The organism is Aneurinibacillus sp. REN35 (genome assembly GCF_041379945.2).
Lineage (GTDB): Bacteria > Bacillota > Bacilli > Aneurinibacillales > Aneurinibacillaceae > Aneurinibacillus.
In genome coordinates this window covers 1-16,180 of the sequence record NZ_JBFTXJ020000008.1, presented here as the reverse complement: position 1 = coordinate 16,180, position 16,180 = coordinate 1, and the positions used below count along the sequence as shown (strand labels likewise).

General features: G+C 43.8%; 14 protein-coding genes and 1 CRISPR repeat array. Of the genes, 7 read left to right on the top strand and 7 right to left on the bottom strand.

Features of this window, described 5'->3' with window-relative positions; all coding sequences use genetic code 11:
- The first annotated feature begins 3 nt into the window (after nucleotides 1-3).
- Genes cas3 through AB3351_RS15085 form a run of 5 tightly spaced genes read left to right on the top strand, consistent with a single transcriptional unit; the run spans nucleotide 4 to nucleotide 4,200 of the window.
- Nucleotides 4-2,241 (top strand): CRISPR-associated helicase Cas3', encoded by a 2,238-nt coding sequence (gene cas3, locus AB3351_RS15105; protein ID WP_371147980.1) that lies wholly within the window; start codon nucleotides 4-6, stop codon nucleotides 2,239-2,241.
- A gap of 18 nt (nucleotides 2,242-2,259) precedes the next feature.
- Nucleotides 2,260-2,778, top strand: coding sequence for a CRISPR-associated protein Cas4 (cas4, locus tag AB3351_RS15100; protein WP_371147979.1), 519 nt, complete (start codon nucleotides 2,260-2,262; stop codon nucleotides 2,776-2,778).
- Entirely contained in the window at nucleotides 2,768-3,754 is a 987-nt protein-coding gene (gene cas1b, locus AB3351_RS15095) for a type I-B CRISPR-associated endonuclease Cas1b (protein ID WP_371147978.1), read from the top strand. The genes cas4 and cas1b overlap by 11 nt, the downstream gene beginning before the upstream one ends.
- A 5-nt stretch (nucleotides 3,755-3,759) precedes the next feature.
- Nucleotides 3,760-4,020: a CRISPR-associated endonuclease Cas2 gene (gene cas2 / locus AB3351_RS15090; protein WP_371147977.1), complete on the top strand. Its 261-nt coding sequence runs from the start codon at nucleotides 3,760-3,762 to the stop codon at nucleotides 4,018-4,020.
- A 48-nt stretch (nucleotides 4,021-4,068) separates the two neighbouring features.
- Nucleotides 4,069-4,200, top strand: coding sequence for a hypothetical protein (locus AB3351_RS15085; protein ID WP_371147976.1), 132 nt, complete (start codon nucleotides 4,069-4,071; stop codon nucleotides 4,198-4,200).
- Between the two features lie 34 nt (nucleotides 4,201-4,234).
- A CRISPR array of direct repeats spans nucleotides 4,235-6,361; the repeat unit is 29 nt; unit sequence GTTTTATCTGAACGTAGTGTGATGTAAAG.
- 137 nt (nucleotides 6,362-6,498) lie between these two features.
- Here AB3351_RS15085 and AB3351_RS15080 read toward each other — a convergent pair.
- From AB3351_RS15080 to AB3351_RS15055, 6 genes are all read right to left on the bottom strand, one after another.
- Nucleotides 6,499-7,557, bottom strand: a complete 1,059-nt coding sequence (locus AB3351_RS15080; protein WP_371147975.1) for a glycosyltransferase family 4 protein — start codon at nucleotides 7,555-7,557, stop codon at nucleotides 6,499-6,501.
- Nucleotides 7,554-8,891 carry an O-antigen ligase family protein gene (locus tag AB3351_RS15075; protein WP_371147974.1) on the bottom strand — a complete coding sequence of 446 codons (1,338 nt, stop codon included), beginning with the start codon at nucleotides 8,889-8,891 and terminating at the stop codon, nucleotides 7,554-7,556. The genes AB3351_RS15080 and AB3351_RS15075 overlap by 4 nt, the downstream gene beginning before the upstream one ends.
- 20 nt (nucleotides 8,892-8,911) lie before the next feature.
- Nucleotides 8,912-9,256 (bottom strand): hypothetical protein, encoded by a 345-nt coding sequence (locus tag AB3351_RS15070; protein ID WP_371147973.1) that lies wholly within the window; start codon nucleotides 9,254-9,256, stop codon nucleotides 8,912-8,914.
- A 14-nt stretch (nucleotides 9,257-9,270) separates the two neighbouring features.
- Nucleotides 9,271-9,741, bottom strand: a complete 471-nt coding sequence (locus AB3351_RS15065; RefSeq protein ID WP_371147972.1) for a DUF4330 family protein — start codon at nucleotides 9,739-9,741, stop codon at nucleotides 9,271-9,273.
- Nucleotides 9,741-10,244 (bottom strand): DUF4330 domain-containing protein, encoded by a 504-nt coding sequence (locus AB3351_RS15060; RefSeq protein ID WP_371147971.1) that lies wholly within the window; start codon nucleotides 10,242-10,244, stop codon nucleotides 9,741-9,743. The genes AB3351_RS15065 and AB3351_RS15060 overlap by 1 nt, the downstream gene beginning before the upstream one ends.
- A gap of 128 nt (nucleotides 10,245-10,372) precedes the next feature.
- On the bottom strand, nucleotides 10,373-11,500 hold the full coding sequence (locus AB3351_RS15055; RefSeq protein WP_371147970.1) for a glycosyltransferase: 1,128 nt from the start codon (nucleotides 11,498-11,500) through the stop codon (nucleotides 10,373-10,375).
- A gap of 216 nt (nucleotides 11,501-11,716) precedes the next feature.
- On the opposite strand from AB3351_RS15055, the gene murJ reads away from it, so the two are divergent.
- Nucleotides 11,717-13,303: a murein biosynthesis integral membrane protein MurJ gene (gene murJ / locus AB3351_RS15050; RefSeq protein ID WP_371147969.1), complete on the top strand. Its 1,587-nt coding sequence runs from the start codon at nucleotides 11,717-11,719 to the stop codon at nucleotides 13,301-13,303.
- Between the two features lie 6 nt (nucleotides 13,304-13,309).
- Nucleotides 13,310-14,227, top strand: coding sequence for an SDR family oxidoreductase (locus tag AB3351_RS15045; RefSeq protein ID WP_371147968.1), 918 nt, complete (start codon nucleotides 13,310-13,312; stop codon nucleotides 14,225-14,227).
- Between the two features lie 364 nt (nucleotides 14,228-14,591).
- Here the strand turns inward: AB3351_RS15045 and csaB are convergent, their stop codons facing one another.
- Nucleotides 14,592-15,710 (bottom strand): polysaccharide pyruvyl transferase CsaB, encoded by a 1,119-nt coding sequence (gene csaB / locus AB3351_RS15040; RefSeq protein WP_371147967.1) that lies wholly within the window; start codon nucleotides 15,708-15,710, stop codon nucleotides 14,592-14,594.
- Nucleotides 15,711-16,180: the final 470 nt, after the last annotated feature.

The window sequence follows — 16,180 nt, the reverse complement described above, 5'->3', positions numbered from 1 at the left end:
GCTATGTTTTACGCAAAATCTTTACCCGAAGAATCTATTCAGGAACACACAGAGCAGCTTTATCAGAGATATCAATGTCTTTATGAAATAAACAAAAGCAAGTACCTTCACATATCGGAGCGTGATTGGTGGCTTCTAGAGCTTGCTGTGAAGTACCATGATATCGGAAAGGCAGATCCTGTTTTTCAAAATAAAATTAGAACTGTACTGAGCAAGCCTACACTTCCCTGTAAGTCTACTCACTCTGTACCGCATAATTATCTTTCTGTAGCAGCTATCCCCTATAAAAAGCTAGGACTCACTGATGAAGAAAGCAAGTTATTGGCGTTGGCGGTCGGATATCATCATGAGCGTAAAACCGATCTGAAAAAGGCTGATATACTTGCGAATTACAAACAAAATATCATTCCCATTTTACAGGATATCAACAGGCACGCAGGTGTGGAGCTTACTGAGCGTCCTCGCAGTAAGGCCATCGATTGGTTGGAAAAAAGGATTGTATTATCAGATGATGCCCTGTTTTTTCGCTACGTTATGATAAAAGGGCTGCTTCATCGCCTCGATCATTCCGCTTCCGCACATGTAGCTGTTGAACTTGCTTCGCACTTGCATGTCGATGAATATGTGAATCGGTTCTTTTCTGAAAAGATAAAACAGCCCAAACGTAAACTACAAGTATTTACCGAATCGAATCAGTACCATCATGTCCTGGCTGTCGCACAAACAGGCATGGGAAAAACGGAAGCCGCCTTACTGTGGATCGGAAAGGAAAAAGGTTTTTTCACACTGCCCTTGCGAACAAGCATCAATGCCATGTATAAGCGGCTGAGCGACCCGGACAAAGGAATCGGATTTACAAGCAGACCGGAAACTGTGGAAGAAGAAGCCATTGGCTTGCTTCATTCCACTAGCTTGGATTATTTATATGATCTTGATAAGGAGACGGGAAAGGAAGATCAGCAATTAGAGATGGTGTATGAGCAATCAAAGCATTTTGCTAACAAGCTCATTATCTCCACGATCGATCAAATCCTCAAATTCCCTTTTTTCTATCTCGGATTTGAAAAGGAGCTTGCTACGATGGCAGGCGCAAAGATTGTGATCGATGAGATGCAGTCTTATGATCCAAGGATTGCAGCATTGGTCATTCGTGCACTTGAACTAATTGATAAGATTGGCGGCAAATTTATGATCATGACGGCGACCATGCCGGATATTTATATACGAGCACTTGAGAAACGACTAAGTAAAAGCAATATTCCACTTGTGAAAGAAACATTTTTCGATGATACGATTTTGCGGCACTATGTGCACATTCACCATGCTTCTATATTGGAGGCAGCGGAGGAAGTAATAACAGATGCCACTAATAAAAAAGTGCTTGTGATTTGTAATACGGTTCAGCGAGCCAAAGAAGTGTACAAAGAATTAAGTGAAGACGGAACAATACAAGAGATACATCTTCTTCACTCCCAGTTTATTCGTAGAGATCGTGCAGCAAAAGAGAGCGGCGAGGAAGGGATTTTAGCATTTGCTCATTCGGGAAAAACAGGAATCTGGGTTACGACGCAGCTTGTGGAAGCAAGCCTGGACATTGACTTTGACGTGCTGTATACGGAAATGTCTACACTTGATAGTCAGTTTCAACGTTACGGAAGATGCAATCGAAAAGGGGGAAAGCCGACAGAGGAGCCCAATGTGCATGTATTCATGGAAAACGTGAGTGGAATTGGAAAACGCTCAGTTTATCACCCGGATATTTATGAGCGGAGTGTACATCTGATTACGGCTTTCGACAAGCAGCTTTTACTAGAATCAGAAAAGATGAAAATGATTGAGCAATTATATGATGAAGCAGAGCTAGAAGGTACAGCCTTTAAAAAAGAGTTCGAAAATACATTGGAGGAACTGGTCCACATGCCAGCTTACCAGATTGACAAAAAAGAAGCACAGGAATTGCTGCGTGATATTGAGCAAACGCAAGTGATTCCACGTGAGATTTTTTTGGCAGAGGGACAAGATTTATTTGATACATATGAGAAGCAAACCGATAAAAAAGCCCGGCGAGAAATTAGAAGACAAATTGAACAGTTAACCGTTGGTGTGAATAAATGGAAGTCTCGGGATCATATTCATCAAGCAGGAATTCCTAAATCATTTAGGGAATTGTATGTTCTTGATTGTGAATACTCCGTAGAAATCGGCATCGATCTAGATAAAGAAACGGATCCATTTTTGTAATAGGGAGGGAATGGGAAAATGCAGGAGCAGGCGATTGGAGGCGTTGATTTACATTATTATGCTCTTTGTAAAAGAAAGCTGTGGCTGTATAAACACGGGATTACAATGGAACAGGAATCGGATCGTGTAATGGAAGGAGCAATCCTTCATGAACAGTCATACGGTCGTATTGAAACTAGAGAGATACTTATTGATGATGCATTTAAGATTGATCTTATTGATGGCGACTACGTTCGTGAAATAAAGCTCTCAAGCCGCATGACAAATGCAGACCGACTTCAGATGCTTTTTTACTTATACCAATTGGACAATCGGGGAGTTAAAAAGAAAGGGCTCATTAGCTATACAAAAGAGCGAAGAACCGAAGAGATTTTATTAGGAGAAGAAGAGAAGCAAGAAGTTGCCAAAGCAATAGCTGAAGTATACCAAGTGATTGAGAAATCACAGCCTCCTCGGTTGAAGCCGCTTCCCTATTGTAAAAGTTGTGCTTATTATTCGTTTTGCTATGCCGGGGAGGTGCAGGAAGATGATGCGTGATCATTATATTTTTTCAAATGGGCGACTAAAAAGGAAAGATAATACGATTTATTTTGTGAACGATAAAGATGAAAAAACGCCATTACCAATTGAAAAAATCCGTAATGTACATATTTTTGGGGAGGTAGATCTTAACACGAAATTATTAAATTATTTGAGTCAATATGACATATGCATACATGTCTACAATTACTATGGCTTTTATGCAGGCACCTATTACCCTCGTGAAAAGCAGGTATCCGGCTTTCTTCTCGTAGAGCAAAGCCGTCATTATAGCGATCTGTTCAAAAGAATGTATTTGGCTATAAGCTTTCTTCAAGGTGCCACACATCATATGATAAGGAACCTACGAAGGAATAAAATAGAAACGTTGGAGACAATCGAAGCTATACAGTTGGAAATAAATAAATTTCAACAAGCGCAAAGTGTCCCGCAAGTTATGGGAATTGAGGGACGTATTCGACATCTGTATTATCAATCTTTTAACCAAATGATCAAGCAAGATTTTGTATTTGATAAAAGAGAAAAACAGCCACCAAGAGACCCGATGAATGCATTAATTTCATTTGGAAATACAATGATGTATCGGGCGGTTTTATCGGAAATCTATCGGACAGCCCTTCACCCAACCATTAGCTATTTACACGAGCCATCAACCAAGCGGTTTTCTTTGAGTTTGGATATAGCGGAAATATTCAAGCCGCTCATTATAGATCCATTAATTTTTTCATTGATAAACAAAAAAGTCATTACGAAGAAGCATTTTGATTATCTTGAAGGTGAGATTTGTTATTTGAGTGAAGACGGGCGAAAGAAATTTATTCAAGCATTTGAGGAGAAGTTAAAAACTAGCGTGGTACATAGAGGATTAAAACGAAAAACAACGTATCGTTATCTTATTCGTTTAGAGTGCTATAAATTGATTAAGCATTTGCTAGCAGACGAGAATTATAAACCATTGAAGGCTTGGTGGTAAAAACGATGTTTGTTATTATTACGTACGATGTCAATGAAAAAAGAGTGGGAAAAGTATGTAAAAAGTTAAGGGAATATTTAGATTGGACACAGAACTCTGTATTTGAAGGCGAAATAACCAAAGGAAAGCTCCAAGCCTGTCTTGCCGAGCTTCAAAAAATAATACGAGAAGAAGATTCTGTATATGTATACCAGGTAGCTAACCCTAAGCACATTAAGAAAGTAACGTATGGAAGAGAAAAAAATGAAATCAATTTCTTTCTATAACGAGGTTGATTATACTAAAAGAAAGGCAAAACGGGAAGGAAATGTGCAGTGGATCGTTTTTTGCAAAAAAACCGTCAATCCCTTGCTGGATACGGGCTGCACGCTGTTTTCTCCCTTTCGCCAAAAACACGACTGCCGATTCACTGCAAACGCGGTGAAGCCGGTAGTTTAGCAACCTAGCTGTATCAAGGGTTTCCGCGTGCGAAAGCGGAGGGTTTTATCTGAACGTAGTGTGATGTAAAGATAGAGGGAAAGCCTGGCGTTGGAAAAATTGCGGTTGGTTTTATCTGAACGTAGTGTGATGTAAAGCCTGTTCCAGCAGTCATTACTGAGCCTTCTCTTCCTCGTTTTATCTGAACGTAGTGTGATGTAAAGTTATCGGACTTGATCAGGAAGATCAAAAGCTTGAGCGTTTTATCTGAACGTAGTGTGATGTAAAGCAGTACATAGTGACTCCAAATTCGCGAAAAATTTTACGTTTTATCTGAACGTAGTGTGATGTAAAGGAACTTAATCCTCCATATGAACCGGGCAAGGAAACGTTTTATCTGAACGTAGTGTGATGTAAAGACGATTAAAGAGAGTTCGACACTCAACAACCTCGTAGTTTTATCTGAACGTAGTGTGATGTAAAGATCTAAAATAACTAGGGTATACAGCAAGAATAATATGTGTTTTATCTGAACGTAGTGTGATGTAAAGCAAAATTATCAAGATCATTTAATTCATAACTTGTAGTTTTATCTGAACGTAGTGTGATGTAAAGACGATGACCAAATAGTTGAGAATTTGCGATAAGTAAGTTTTATCTGAACGTAGTGTGATGTAAAGGATCTCCAACATACATTGTTACGCCATACTCACGAAGTTTTATCTGAACGTAGTGTGATGTAAAGAAGCGCGCGCCAGTCCAATCATGCAACCCACCATCTCGGTTTTATCTGAACGTAGTGTGATGTAAAGTACGAATACCAGCCATTACAGCCAGACCACCTAAACGTTTTATCTGAACGTAGTGTGATGTAAAGTTTCTTCGTCGAGGATATAGTCTTTGCCATTTTTCTGTTTTATCTGAACGTAGTGTGATGTAAAGGAAGGAACCGAGTCCACATGCATTATGCTTTTTCCCGAGTTTTATCTGAACGTAGTGTGATGTAAAGGAAAATCACGCCAGCCCCCCATTGGCGCCGTCTGAGTTTTATCTGAACGTAGTGTGATGTAAAGATCTGGAGCGGATTTAAGGCGACAATTCCGTACACGTTTTATCTGAACGTAGTGTGATGTAAAGGTACTTACACAACTGAATGCTATTTTTGCGGCTGTTCGTTTTATCTGAACGTAGTGTGATGTAAAGTCCTTTTCCGTAGCTTCCACAAAATTATCAAGATCATGTTTTATCTGAACGTAGTGTGATGTAAAGCAGGGTAGCGGAAAATCGTTTATAGCCGTTCTTTTTTCCGTTTTATCTGAACGTAGTGTGATGTAAAGGAAAGCTATAAAAGTGAATCAAAAAGTTAACAAAAAGGTTTTATCTGAACGTAGTGTGATGTAAAGGTATGAAAGACTTGGCCGACCAGATTGCGTTTATCAGTTTTATCTGAACGTAGTGTGATGTAAAGGTTGAGCGACGCCCGCCATCACGGTAAGCAGGAAAGTTTTATCTGAACGTAGTGTGATGTAAAGATTTGTTACGTCAAATTTATCTTTCGAGAACACTTTTGTTTTATCTGAACGTAGTGTGATGTAAAGACTTATTACGCTGATTCGGCGCTGGTTCTATCATCAAGGTTTTATCTGAACGTAGTGTGATGTAAAGACGCAGCTACCGCGTTTTTCTTGCGTGTCCATCTGTATGTTTTATCTGAACGTAGTGTGATGTAAAGGTAGGATTGTAGGAACGTAAGGAATTGTTCCGGCAGTGGTTTTATCTGAACGTAGTGTGATGTAAAGGAAGCTGCGATAAAAAATATCGTTTCGGACTTGAGTTTTATCTGAACGTAGTGTGATGTAAAGTAAGCCAAGTTCATAGAATTTAGGCAGCCACTCTTCGTTTTATCTGAACGTAGTGTGATGTAAAGGATGCTCCCCCTTTGCCTGCTGCACGTAACGTTCCAGGTTTTATCTGAACGTAGTGTGATGTAAAGGCATATGCATAGATAAACGCATCACGCACATAGTTACGTTTTATTTAAACGTAGTGTGATGTAAAGTTAAGGGATACGTACTTTATTGCAAAGGAGGAACGGTTTTATTTGAACGTAGTGTGATATAAAGGAAGCAAGCAATGTCCATCATCTTTTATTAAACGCCGCGTTTTATCTGAACATAATGTGATGCAAAGGTGCCAACTGGTGGTTTACACTTCTTTTCCGTATCTCAATATAAAAAGGATACGATCAGCAAAGTGCTGTTTTCTTCCTCAAAGAAAAATCAGCGTTGCTTTGCTATCGTATCCCTGCTTCGTGTTATATAGACTTTTTATAGAAGAACCGCAAGCAAGCGTTCAATATACTGCTCCTGCTCCTTCGCATACTGCTGTATATCCTCAGGCGGCGCATGCAGCACCTCGCGGCATACCTTCGTGAAATCCTCGGCATCCCGATTCGTAAACGTCACAACACCATTTGGACGTCTCACTACATCGCTTGACACAGTGGGTGTGCCGAAATAGAGTGCCTCGCGGATCGAGATTGCGTCTCCATCGCTGACTGTGGGACGGACAAACAACGCTGATTTTTGGATAAGCGGATAGAAGGGGATCTTCTCGTAGACAAGCAGGAACCGCTCCTCTAATCCATGCGCAATCAGCCGTTCCTTGTAGCGATCAAGCAGATCCTGATCGACGATATGGGTAATGCAATATATAAAGCCAAGCTGCTTATTCTCACGAGCCAGCTTACTGAACATATCAATGCATAAGTCCAATCCGTGCAATTCATCCCCATTGTATAAGTTTCCCACACCACCATTTGCGACAATTACCTGCGGATAGCGATCAAACATATCGAGGATATAGGCAGGAATCCGTTCTAAGTCTACTTTTGTATCCGTCATCGGCGGGATAAACGCCGGAATGACAGAAATCTTCTTCTTCGGTATTTTAAGCTCTAACAGCTTGTCCTTGACCTCTTCACTTACAGCTACGAAGTGATCAGACAGAAGCCCTGTCAGATACACCATCATTCGCTGAGCCATACCGAGCTGTTCACTATCATTGCGGAGGCTGTGAATCGTATGAACGACCTTTTTTCCTTTTAGCTTAAGCAGAGATAGCGTAAAGCGCATTTGCCAGCGCAGGAAATGATTATGAATGATGTCTTCGTTTTTTTGAAATAAATAACGCCATGACCATTTCTCGATTTCTGGAATTGGTACAACCGCCCTGTTTTTCTCTCCGTTTTCCCCGTTTCCGTCATAGATGATAAAGGGAACCTGATTCTGTTCTAGGTGATCGCATAAGCGTTCGATATGAACAGAAATCCCCCCGGCTGGGGGGGGATAGACGCCAACTTCGGCTATGGATCTTGTTTTCTTCATTCGTGCGCTTGCTCCTTCCTTGCTCGTGCCAGGTTATAGACAACAGACAGAATGGCGAGCAGAATCCAGAACATAAAGTCTACCCTGTACTGATGCCATACATCCTCGGTCAGACCGGCGACAGCGATGGCGATGACGGCAGCAATTCCGCCCTTTGCGAGAAGGGAGAGCAGCTTATCTTGTCCGTTGTTGATGAATAGGCTAACAATCGCTGTGCGGAAGCTTTGATAGAACATATAGAACAGAAGTAAAAGCGTCAGTATTCCGCCCGTAGCAAAGTTCATTAAGTAGATGTTGTGAAAATGGTTAGCGAGTACACCAGGCATCATATAATCAGCATATATTTTCTTAAATGTCGTCAGATCCGATCCAATCCCGGTTGCCCAGTAATCTTGAATCATCGGCACGGCAGCCTGCCAGATTAGCAGGCGATATGAGCTTGATGAATCGGCCTGTGGATTAAAAATCGTTGCGAAGCGTTCAATAATCGAATCCGGCAGGAAGTTTAAGCTGATTGCTGCCGCGATTAAGCCGATCACCAGCAGACGGCGGTGAATCATTGTCGCCAATACAGCCAGACCAACCGCTAAGGCGAGCCAGCCGCCCCGCGACAGCGTCATAAAGGCAGCGAGTGCAATCAAGCCGAATTGCAGGCTGAATAAAATGCGATTTCCCCATGTCTTCGAGTAGAAAATCAGCGCAAAATTTAGCGGTAAAATCATAATCAAATATTGGACAAATAGATTCGGGTTTTCAAACGTAGCCCAAATTCGCTTCGCCCCTTCATTTTTACTGACATCAATCCATGCAGCCTTTGTGTAGTCAATCGTAAAGTATTGATACACCCCATAGAGGGAGACAAGGCTTGCGGAGAAGATCAAGCAGACGATGAAGCGGTACAGCGTCTCTCGCGTATCCAGCTTCATTACAACCAGCAGATAGAGAAGGAAGCTGACAAAGTAATACAGCGCAAACTGCTGCAGGCTCTCTATTATATTCACCGAGGTGAGGGCTGTAACGAACAGAATCGCCAGAAACAAAAGGACGGCAAGGTTTAGATGGTTTTTTAAGTTAGCTTTTAGCTTACGATAATCCTGTGCCGTGACGAATAAAACAAGTATAAATAAAAGAATTAAGGCTAGCAGCGGCCGATAGGTAAGAATCGGGAGCGAAAGGGCGAATAAATACAGCCCGTATTCCGTGCGATATAACGTAATCGCAAGAAACGCTCCCATCAGGACGAACTCGCCGGCTATGCCTATTTTATATTGGACGATCCCAACCGCCAGCAGCAAGATTGCTACAAGCAGCATAAGCGGACGTGTTTTCATCATAGTATCGAACTCCCGGTTCCCTACTTATTTACATCAAACAATTGTGTGAGCAGCTTGCCGGGAATGCTTGTCCGTATCATAGTCCAGAGACGTTCTGGTCCTAGGAATACAAGCAGCCCTGCGGCGACAAGGTCAAGGGCGATGATGAGAATGAGGCTCTGCAGGAATAACAATACGTAAGCATGCAGAAAAACCATAATGAACAGCGTCCAGAATACGTACTGCCACTGGATGGTATTCCATCGGTTTTGGAGGCGAGAGAGCATGGAGTGCTGTCCGAACCTCTCTGAGAACCATTTCATCAGTGATACAAGCCCGTCTACCGTTTTATTGGCAAGCCAATCGTAAAACGACGTCTTCTTCATTGATTTCCACCTTCTTATTCCACACTGATTACCCTAGAGGCGAATATAGCTCGATCCGTCTTCGCAGGCAGGTACAGGTTAGGATGGAAAAACGTATTATCGATAATCGGACTTCCGTTCGCAGAGATGAATCCGGAAGCTTTGATCGTTACGTATACGTCTTCTTCTCCTTTAAAGTATTCGAGCTTATACTTTCCGGTTGTTGCATCCGGAAGGTATTTTTTGGCCGGTACTGCCTTCACTGCCGTCACTGTGCCGAAAGGAGTAAACGTTCCCTTCTGGAAAGAAATATGGTCGCCAGGACGGATGGACTCGCTGAATGGAGGCCGCTGTCCTTCAATGGCGATTGTGACCGTCATTTCCTTAGACGGCATGACTAATTTGCCTGCCGTAGATGCTTTTAGCGCAATGATGATCACCGCTCCGATAAGCAGCAGGGTAATGAGCGCGTCTTTTAATGTGAAAGAAAAAGAGCGCTGTGTCATTATTTATCACCTAAATTAACTTTCGAGATCAAAGTTTCAATCATATATTTTGGACCCTTGATGGCAACTTTTCCGCCGGTAAGCAGAGCGCTTCCGTCTTCACCGATCGCTGTTTCTCCTGAGATAGAGCCTTTTGTTTTAACGGTAATCAAGACAGAATACTTCTCGGGAACGGTAGACATCACCATGCGGCCATCCGCCGTTGTTACAGCGACCTTGCCCGGTTTCTTATCCACAGAGACGACTTCGCCGATCTTCTGGTTGTTATCTTTGTTGCGAAGCACATCACCCTCTTTAATCTGATCAACAACAAAAGGGTGTTCCGCGCTGTTATACAGTACATACGTAATTTCCTTTTTCTCTTTCGGGCCTGTGGCCGTGTCCTCTCCTTGTGTGAATTTGATTCCGGCAAAAACCAGTGCGGCGATGAGCAACAAAATCAAGAATAAATCGAGAATGTTAATAACGCCAAAGACTCTTCCTTTTTGATCAAAAACTTTCATGGAATCCTGTTCCTCCTATTTCGTATCGCAAAAAATCGTTACGGCATAGCCTTTCCTAGAATATCATACAACCAACCTTCATACAACAAAGCGTGTATAGACGGAAAAACCCGCTTTTGTAAGCGGGTTTACTTCGAAGTATGCGTACGGATGAGCTGTCGGTACAACTCTTTGGTTCTCATAGCCATATGCGTCAATGTATATTCTTCTTTTACTGTCCGAAGTCCGGCCTCAGCAAGCTTTGTGCGCAGCGCTTCATCTTCCATAAGAATCAAGATGTTCTGTCGAATTTCTTCCGGGTTCTTCGTTGGGATGACCAATCCGTTCAGGTAGTCCACAAGAAAATCGGAGATGCCACCAACCATGGTGGAAATAACCGGTCTTTTGGCTGCCATGGCTTCAAGAAGGGAGAGTCCCAGTCCTTCGGAATAAGACGGACTCAAGAACAGGTCCATCGCTTGCAGACAGCGCGGTACATCCTGACGGAAGCCAGCAAAATGCACCCGATCGCTTACCCCTGCTTCGCGTGCCATCGTCTGCAGCGGCTCTTTCTCCGGTCCGTCCCCGATTACAAGCCAGTGAACATGGGAATGATCCTTGGCAAGCAGAACGAATGCTTCCATGAGATCCGTCAGTCCTTTCACTGCGACAAGGCGTGAGACGGTACCGATCACAAAAGCATCGGGGGGAAGTCCGAGCGAGCGACGAATCTCATCCGTATCTTCGCCGGTTTGGAATTCGTCAATCGGAATTCCATGATGGATGAGCGTTACATCCTGTGACTGTACCCCGTCTGATTCAAGCGACTGCTTAATCGAATTCGAGATGGCGATGTAGTGATCGTTCCATTTGCGCGTCCACATTTCCATGCGGGAAGCAAGGAAGTAAGCCATTGGATTCGGATAATCGTAACGGAGCACGCTGTGTATGGTGGTTACAAGTGGTGTATGGGGAAGAGAGCGCACAGCAAGCCGACAGAAAAAATTCGCCTTCACCCCATGTGAATGAATCAGATCCGGCTTCTCTTCCTGAAATACGCGCGTGAGTCCGTTCACAAGCCGGAAATCGAACCGTCCATATGTATCTAGTACGATTACGCGAATGTTCCGTTTGCGCAGCTCTTCCGCAAAGGTAGCATTATAAAAGCATACAACAACCGGGTCAACCGCGTGTCTGGACAGAATTTCAAGCAGTTCGAGAATATGTTGCTCAGCGCCGCCAAACTCGCCCCCGCCAATTGCATGCAATATTTTCATTTTGGACATCCTCTGTTCACTTCCTGACCCTAGAGCAACTAAAAGCAATTCGTGCTACACAATGAAATCGTATCAATTATATCGCATCTTTGCGTAGATGTTCAATGAGAGGGTTGATTTTTCTTATTTCAGGTATAGTATGAAAGAAGCCGTGTTTTTACACGGAGGACATTTTTAGACAGAGTATTGTTAGGGTAGTAAGGAGATTATGTACATATGGCACAGACTGTACTTCGTTCGGCTGTCGTAATTATGATCGTAACGCTTGTGGGCAGAGTTGTGGGTCTGCTGCGTGAGATGCTGCTTGCAAATAACTTTGCCATCGGCTTTGAGGCTGATGTCTACCGCTATGCGTTTGCGATTCCTAATACGATTTTTTTATTTGTACCGGGAGCGCTGAATGCGATTTTTGTTCCCTCTATTAAAAGCATGCTGGTAGAAAATCGGCAGGAGGAAGCGCGCACGCTCTTCCGTAAAATGCTAACTGTAACGACATTTATATACCTTATTATTATGGTGCTTGGGATGATTTTCTCAAAAGAAATTATGCAGGCGATGACATTCATGCAGCAGGGCTCTGACGCAGTTACGCCTCAGCAGCGTGCTGAGCAGCTTGCGATGGGAACGCGAATGCTTCAGATCATGTGGCCATCCGCTGTATTTATCGCCCTCATTGGCGTATTTCAGGCGACGCTCAATGCGCACCAGCAATTTTTCATTCCGCAGGTGAGCACGGTCATCAACGCGCTTGTCGTATGTGTAGCCTATCCGCTTTTCGTCCCTACGTATGGTATTTACGGTGTGGCGATGGGGACGACGCTTGGCTTTTTGTTTGCGGCTGCATCTATGGTATATTCCGTAAGAAAAGAGAGGTATTCCCTAAAGCCTGATTTCTCCTGGAATACAATTGAGATGAGAAAAGTAGGGGAACGCTTTATCCCGATCATGCTCGGCTCATTGATCACTCAGGTATATAGCTTCATTCATCCGGTGCTTGCATCCGGGCTTGGCGAAGGAAGAGTGGCGGCGCTTGGGTATGCTAATATTATTTACCAACTTCCGATGGCGATTTTTGTTGCCGCATTTACACTGCCCATCTATCCGTATCTTGTCGAGTATTTTACCAAGAATGAGCTGGGTAAGATGAAGCAAGCGATTACGGAAGGGATGCAGTATTTATTCATTCTCATGCTCCCTGTTATGGTGGCGCTTGCTGTCATTCCGGAGCAGTTGATTTCATTATTGTTTTATTCCGGTGAGGCAGGCAAATTTGGTCTGGATGCTGTCACATTAACAGCAACTGCACTGATGTTCTTGGGTTTGGGACTGTTCTTTCTTGCGGCGCGTGATCTTTTGACCCGCGCGTGCTATGCAATGGAAAATACAAAAGTCACAGTCATTGCCGCAGTGATTGGGATTGTTGTTAATGTTGTGTCGAGCCTGATACTTATGCCGTATTTAAGTCACGGGGGGGTAGCGCTTGGCACGACGATCGGCTCGCTTGCGAATATGCTCGTGCTAAGCTTCTTTTTGCGCAGGCATATCGGTCCGTTCATTCAGCGCACCTTTTGGATTACTGCGGTGAAGACGGTTGCCGGGGCAGCGATTATGGGGGCTGTGTTGTATACGGCGAGCGCATTTGTCTCCATTGATAATGTTGTGATGCAGAAAGTATACACAGTCATTTTAATTGGAGTGGGCGCAGCTTTGTTCTTCGTTTCACTTGTTGTATTGCGAGAGCCACTGGCAACGCGTATTATCGAAAGGTTTGCCGGGAAATTACTAAGAAGAAAAAGGGGATAGTAGGCCATGAAAGTATTGGTAACGGGCGGGGCCGGTTTTATTGGTTCCCATATTGTAGATCAGGCGCTCGAAGCCGGGTATGAAGTATGTATTGTTGACGATTTTTCGACAGGGAAGCGACAGCAGGTGAATCCGCAGGCTTCTTTTTATGAGATGAGCATTACATTGTCAGATATTGAGCATGTATTCAACAAGGAAAAACCTGATTTCGTAATCCATCAGGCAGCGCAAAGTTCTGTTCCGGTTTCCCTAAAAGATCCGATGGGCGATGCGACAACAAATATTGTAGGTACGGTAAATTTGCTTGAAGCAGCACGTCGGCATCATGTGCGCAAGTTCGTCTACGCCTCTTCGGCAGCTGTATATGGCGAGCCGCAGTATATGGGGGTAGATGAAGCGCATCCGAAACAGCCGCTGTCTCCGTACGGCATCTCTAAATACGTGCCAGAGTTTTATTTGCATGCTTATCATCATCTGTATGGACTTGCTTATACAGCGTTTCGCTATGCAAATGTGTACGGTGAAAGACAGGACCCAAAAGGAGAGGGCGGCGTAGTGTCCATTTTTGTGGATCGTGCGCTCGCAGGAGAGGAATTGATCGTATTCGGAGACGGTGAACAGACGCGTGACTTCGTCTACGTACAGGATGTGGCCAGAGCCAACATTATGGCCCTGACCGTAGGAGATCATGAGATTTTTAACCTTAGCACCAATCAGCCAACAAGCGTAAATCAGTTGATCGCACTCATGGGTGAGACGCTTGGTCAGGAGATAGCTGTAAAATATGAAGCACCGCGTGAAGGTGATATTGTACATAGCTATCTCGATAACAAAAATGCTATACAAAAGCTTGGCTGGACGCCGCAGTATTCGCTTGCGGAGGGATTGGAAAAGACGCTTCGCTATTATCAAACGCTAAGGTAAAATCGGTCAGAAGCGGCAAGACCCAATGATAAAGGTCATCGTGACTGTCGCCTGTGAAGGCAGCAAACGTATGCTCATAGGAGGATATCATGCTGTATGAGATGAAAGAGATGACCCAATAACGCCCTCGTTCAGTAATCTCGAATCGGATGATTTCGCCGGCACGTTTTTTCCATGAAAACAAATCGAACAGGATCTGCACATTAGCTTGCTCATACTTCTTCAAAAAAATTCCCCCTTCACAGGTAGAATAGTCCGTGTGAAGGGGGATTTCTTTATTTGTTTGGATTTTCCTGCTGACGTTACAAAACTAGTGGTAAAGAAGCAAAAGAAGTGTTTTTTCGCCCCAGGATTCGACAAAATGCTACGTGCTTTTTTTAGATTGACTGCGCTCAAGCAGTTCGACAGCAAGTCGGCTGCTCTTCTCCGCATCTTGAATGAGAGAGCCAATATTATGCTGCATCTTCTTCCTTGCACCGGGAAGGTCAGCAAGGAGCGGTTCGATATGTGCAAGCATTGATTCATACTGCAGGTTCTTGATATGTCCGGCGGAGGTCATACCGAGCCGCTGCACAAAACGATCCATCTTCGGATCATATGAAATGCCTGCGAACGGGACGCCCATGACCGCTGCTAGGATGACGGAATGGAGCCGCATCCCGAGTACGAATTGGGATGCGCCGATGAAGCTGAAAATCTGTTTGAAATTCATCTTCTCTTCAATAACGACAGCTCCGGTTTCGCTCATCTGTTCAACAATATCAAGCGAGGGGGCCAGATCGGCCGGGTTCTGCATCGGCAGGAAGAATACTTCCCAGCCCATGCGCAGTGCTTCATCTGCGAACCTGGCGATGACCGATTTGTAATGCTGTTCATTCTTCCATGCGCGCACGGAGATCGCCATGATCGGCTTTGATGTATCGGGCTTGTATTTCTTAATGATGCTTTGCCCGAACGTAATATCGACCTGACTTGGGTTAATCGTTATGGCAGGATCTGCTGTGACATAGATGGGTGCTTTGTGAACGCCGAATGATTTCAGATCGGCTCCTGATTGTTCATCACGCACGGTAATCACATCGACCCGGTTTACAATCCGGCGGATCAACTGCTTGCTGATTGTGGATGTGATTGGTCCGATGCCCTGAGCATAAAAAATAACAGGCTTGCCCAGCATCTTGGCCATCATAACGATGCCCAGGTAATAGATGACGCTTCGGGGGCTTGTCGCATCCTGAAGCAGGCTGCCGCCTCCCATGACAAGAAGGTCGGATTGTTGCAGTTGTGTAATGATGGAACCCATCCGCCAACGATTATATGCCGGAATGCCGAACAGGGTTTGCGTCTCGGCAGGAGTATTCGATAGAACGGCGAGCTCGACACCTGGTATATGTTTGGTAAGTGAAGAGATGATTCCGTACAGCACCGTATCGTCCCCGGCGTTGTCGAATCCGTAGTACCCTGATATCAGTATTCTTGCCATGAAAGCGACCTTCTTTCAAACCGAACTAAAACATGTACACTTTAGTATAGCAGGTTGGTCTTCAGAAAGAAAGTTGTTCCCTTAGCTAGAAGATTTTATCTGGGTTCGGTTGATAAAGATTAGAATGTTTACAATTTTGTTCAAAATGGAAAGGTGATTTTACACTTGTGTATATATCTTTACATTATGTTTCGAATTTTTTGTCGAAAATACAAAAAAGAACTTGATCTTGTAATTGGCATGACCTTTGCATTGTTAAAACGGTGACATGAAAAAACATTTTATCGTTTGTTCACAGAAGAACTAAGGAGGCTTACGTATATGATCCCATATCGTCCCGAACCGTTTACTAACTTTGCGGAAGAGAACAACATGAAAGCGATTAATGACGCACTAGAAAAAGTTTCTGCTGAATTGGGCCGTGACTACCCGCTCGTCATTCAAGGCGAAGAAATCATGACCGATGAACG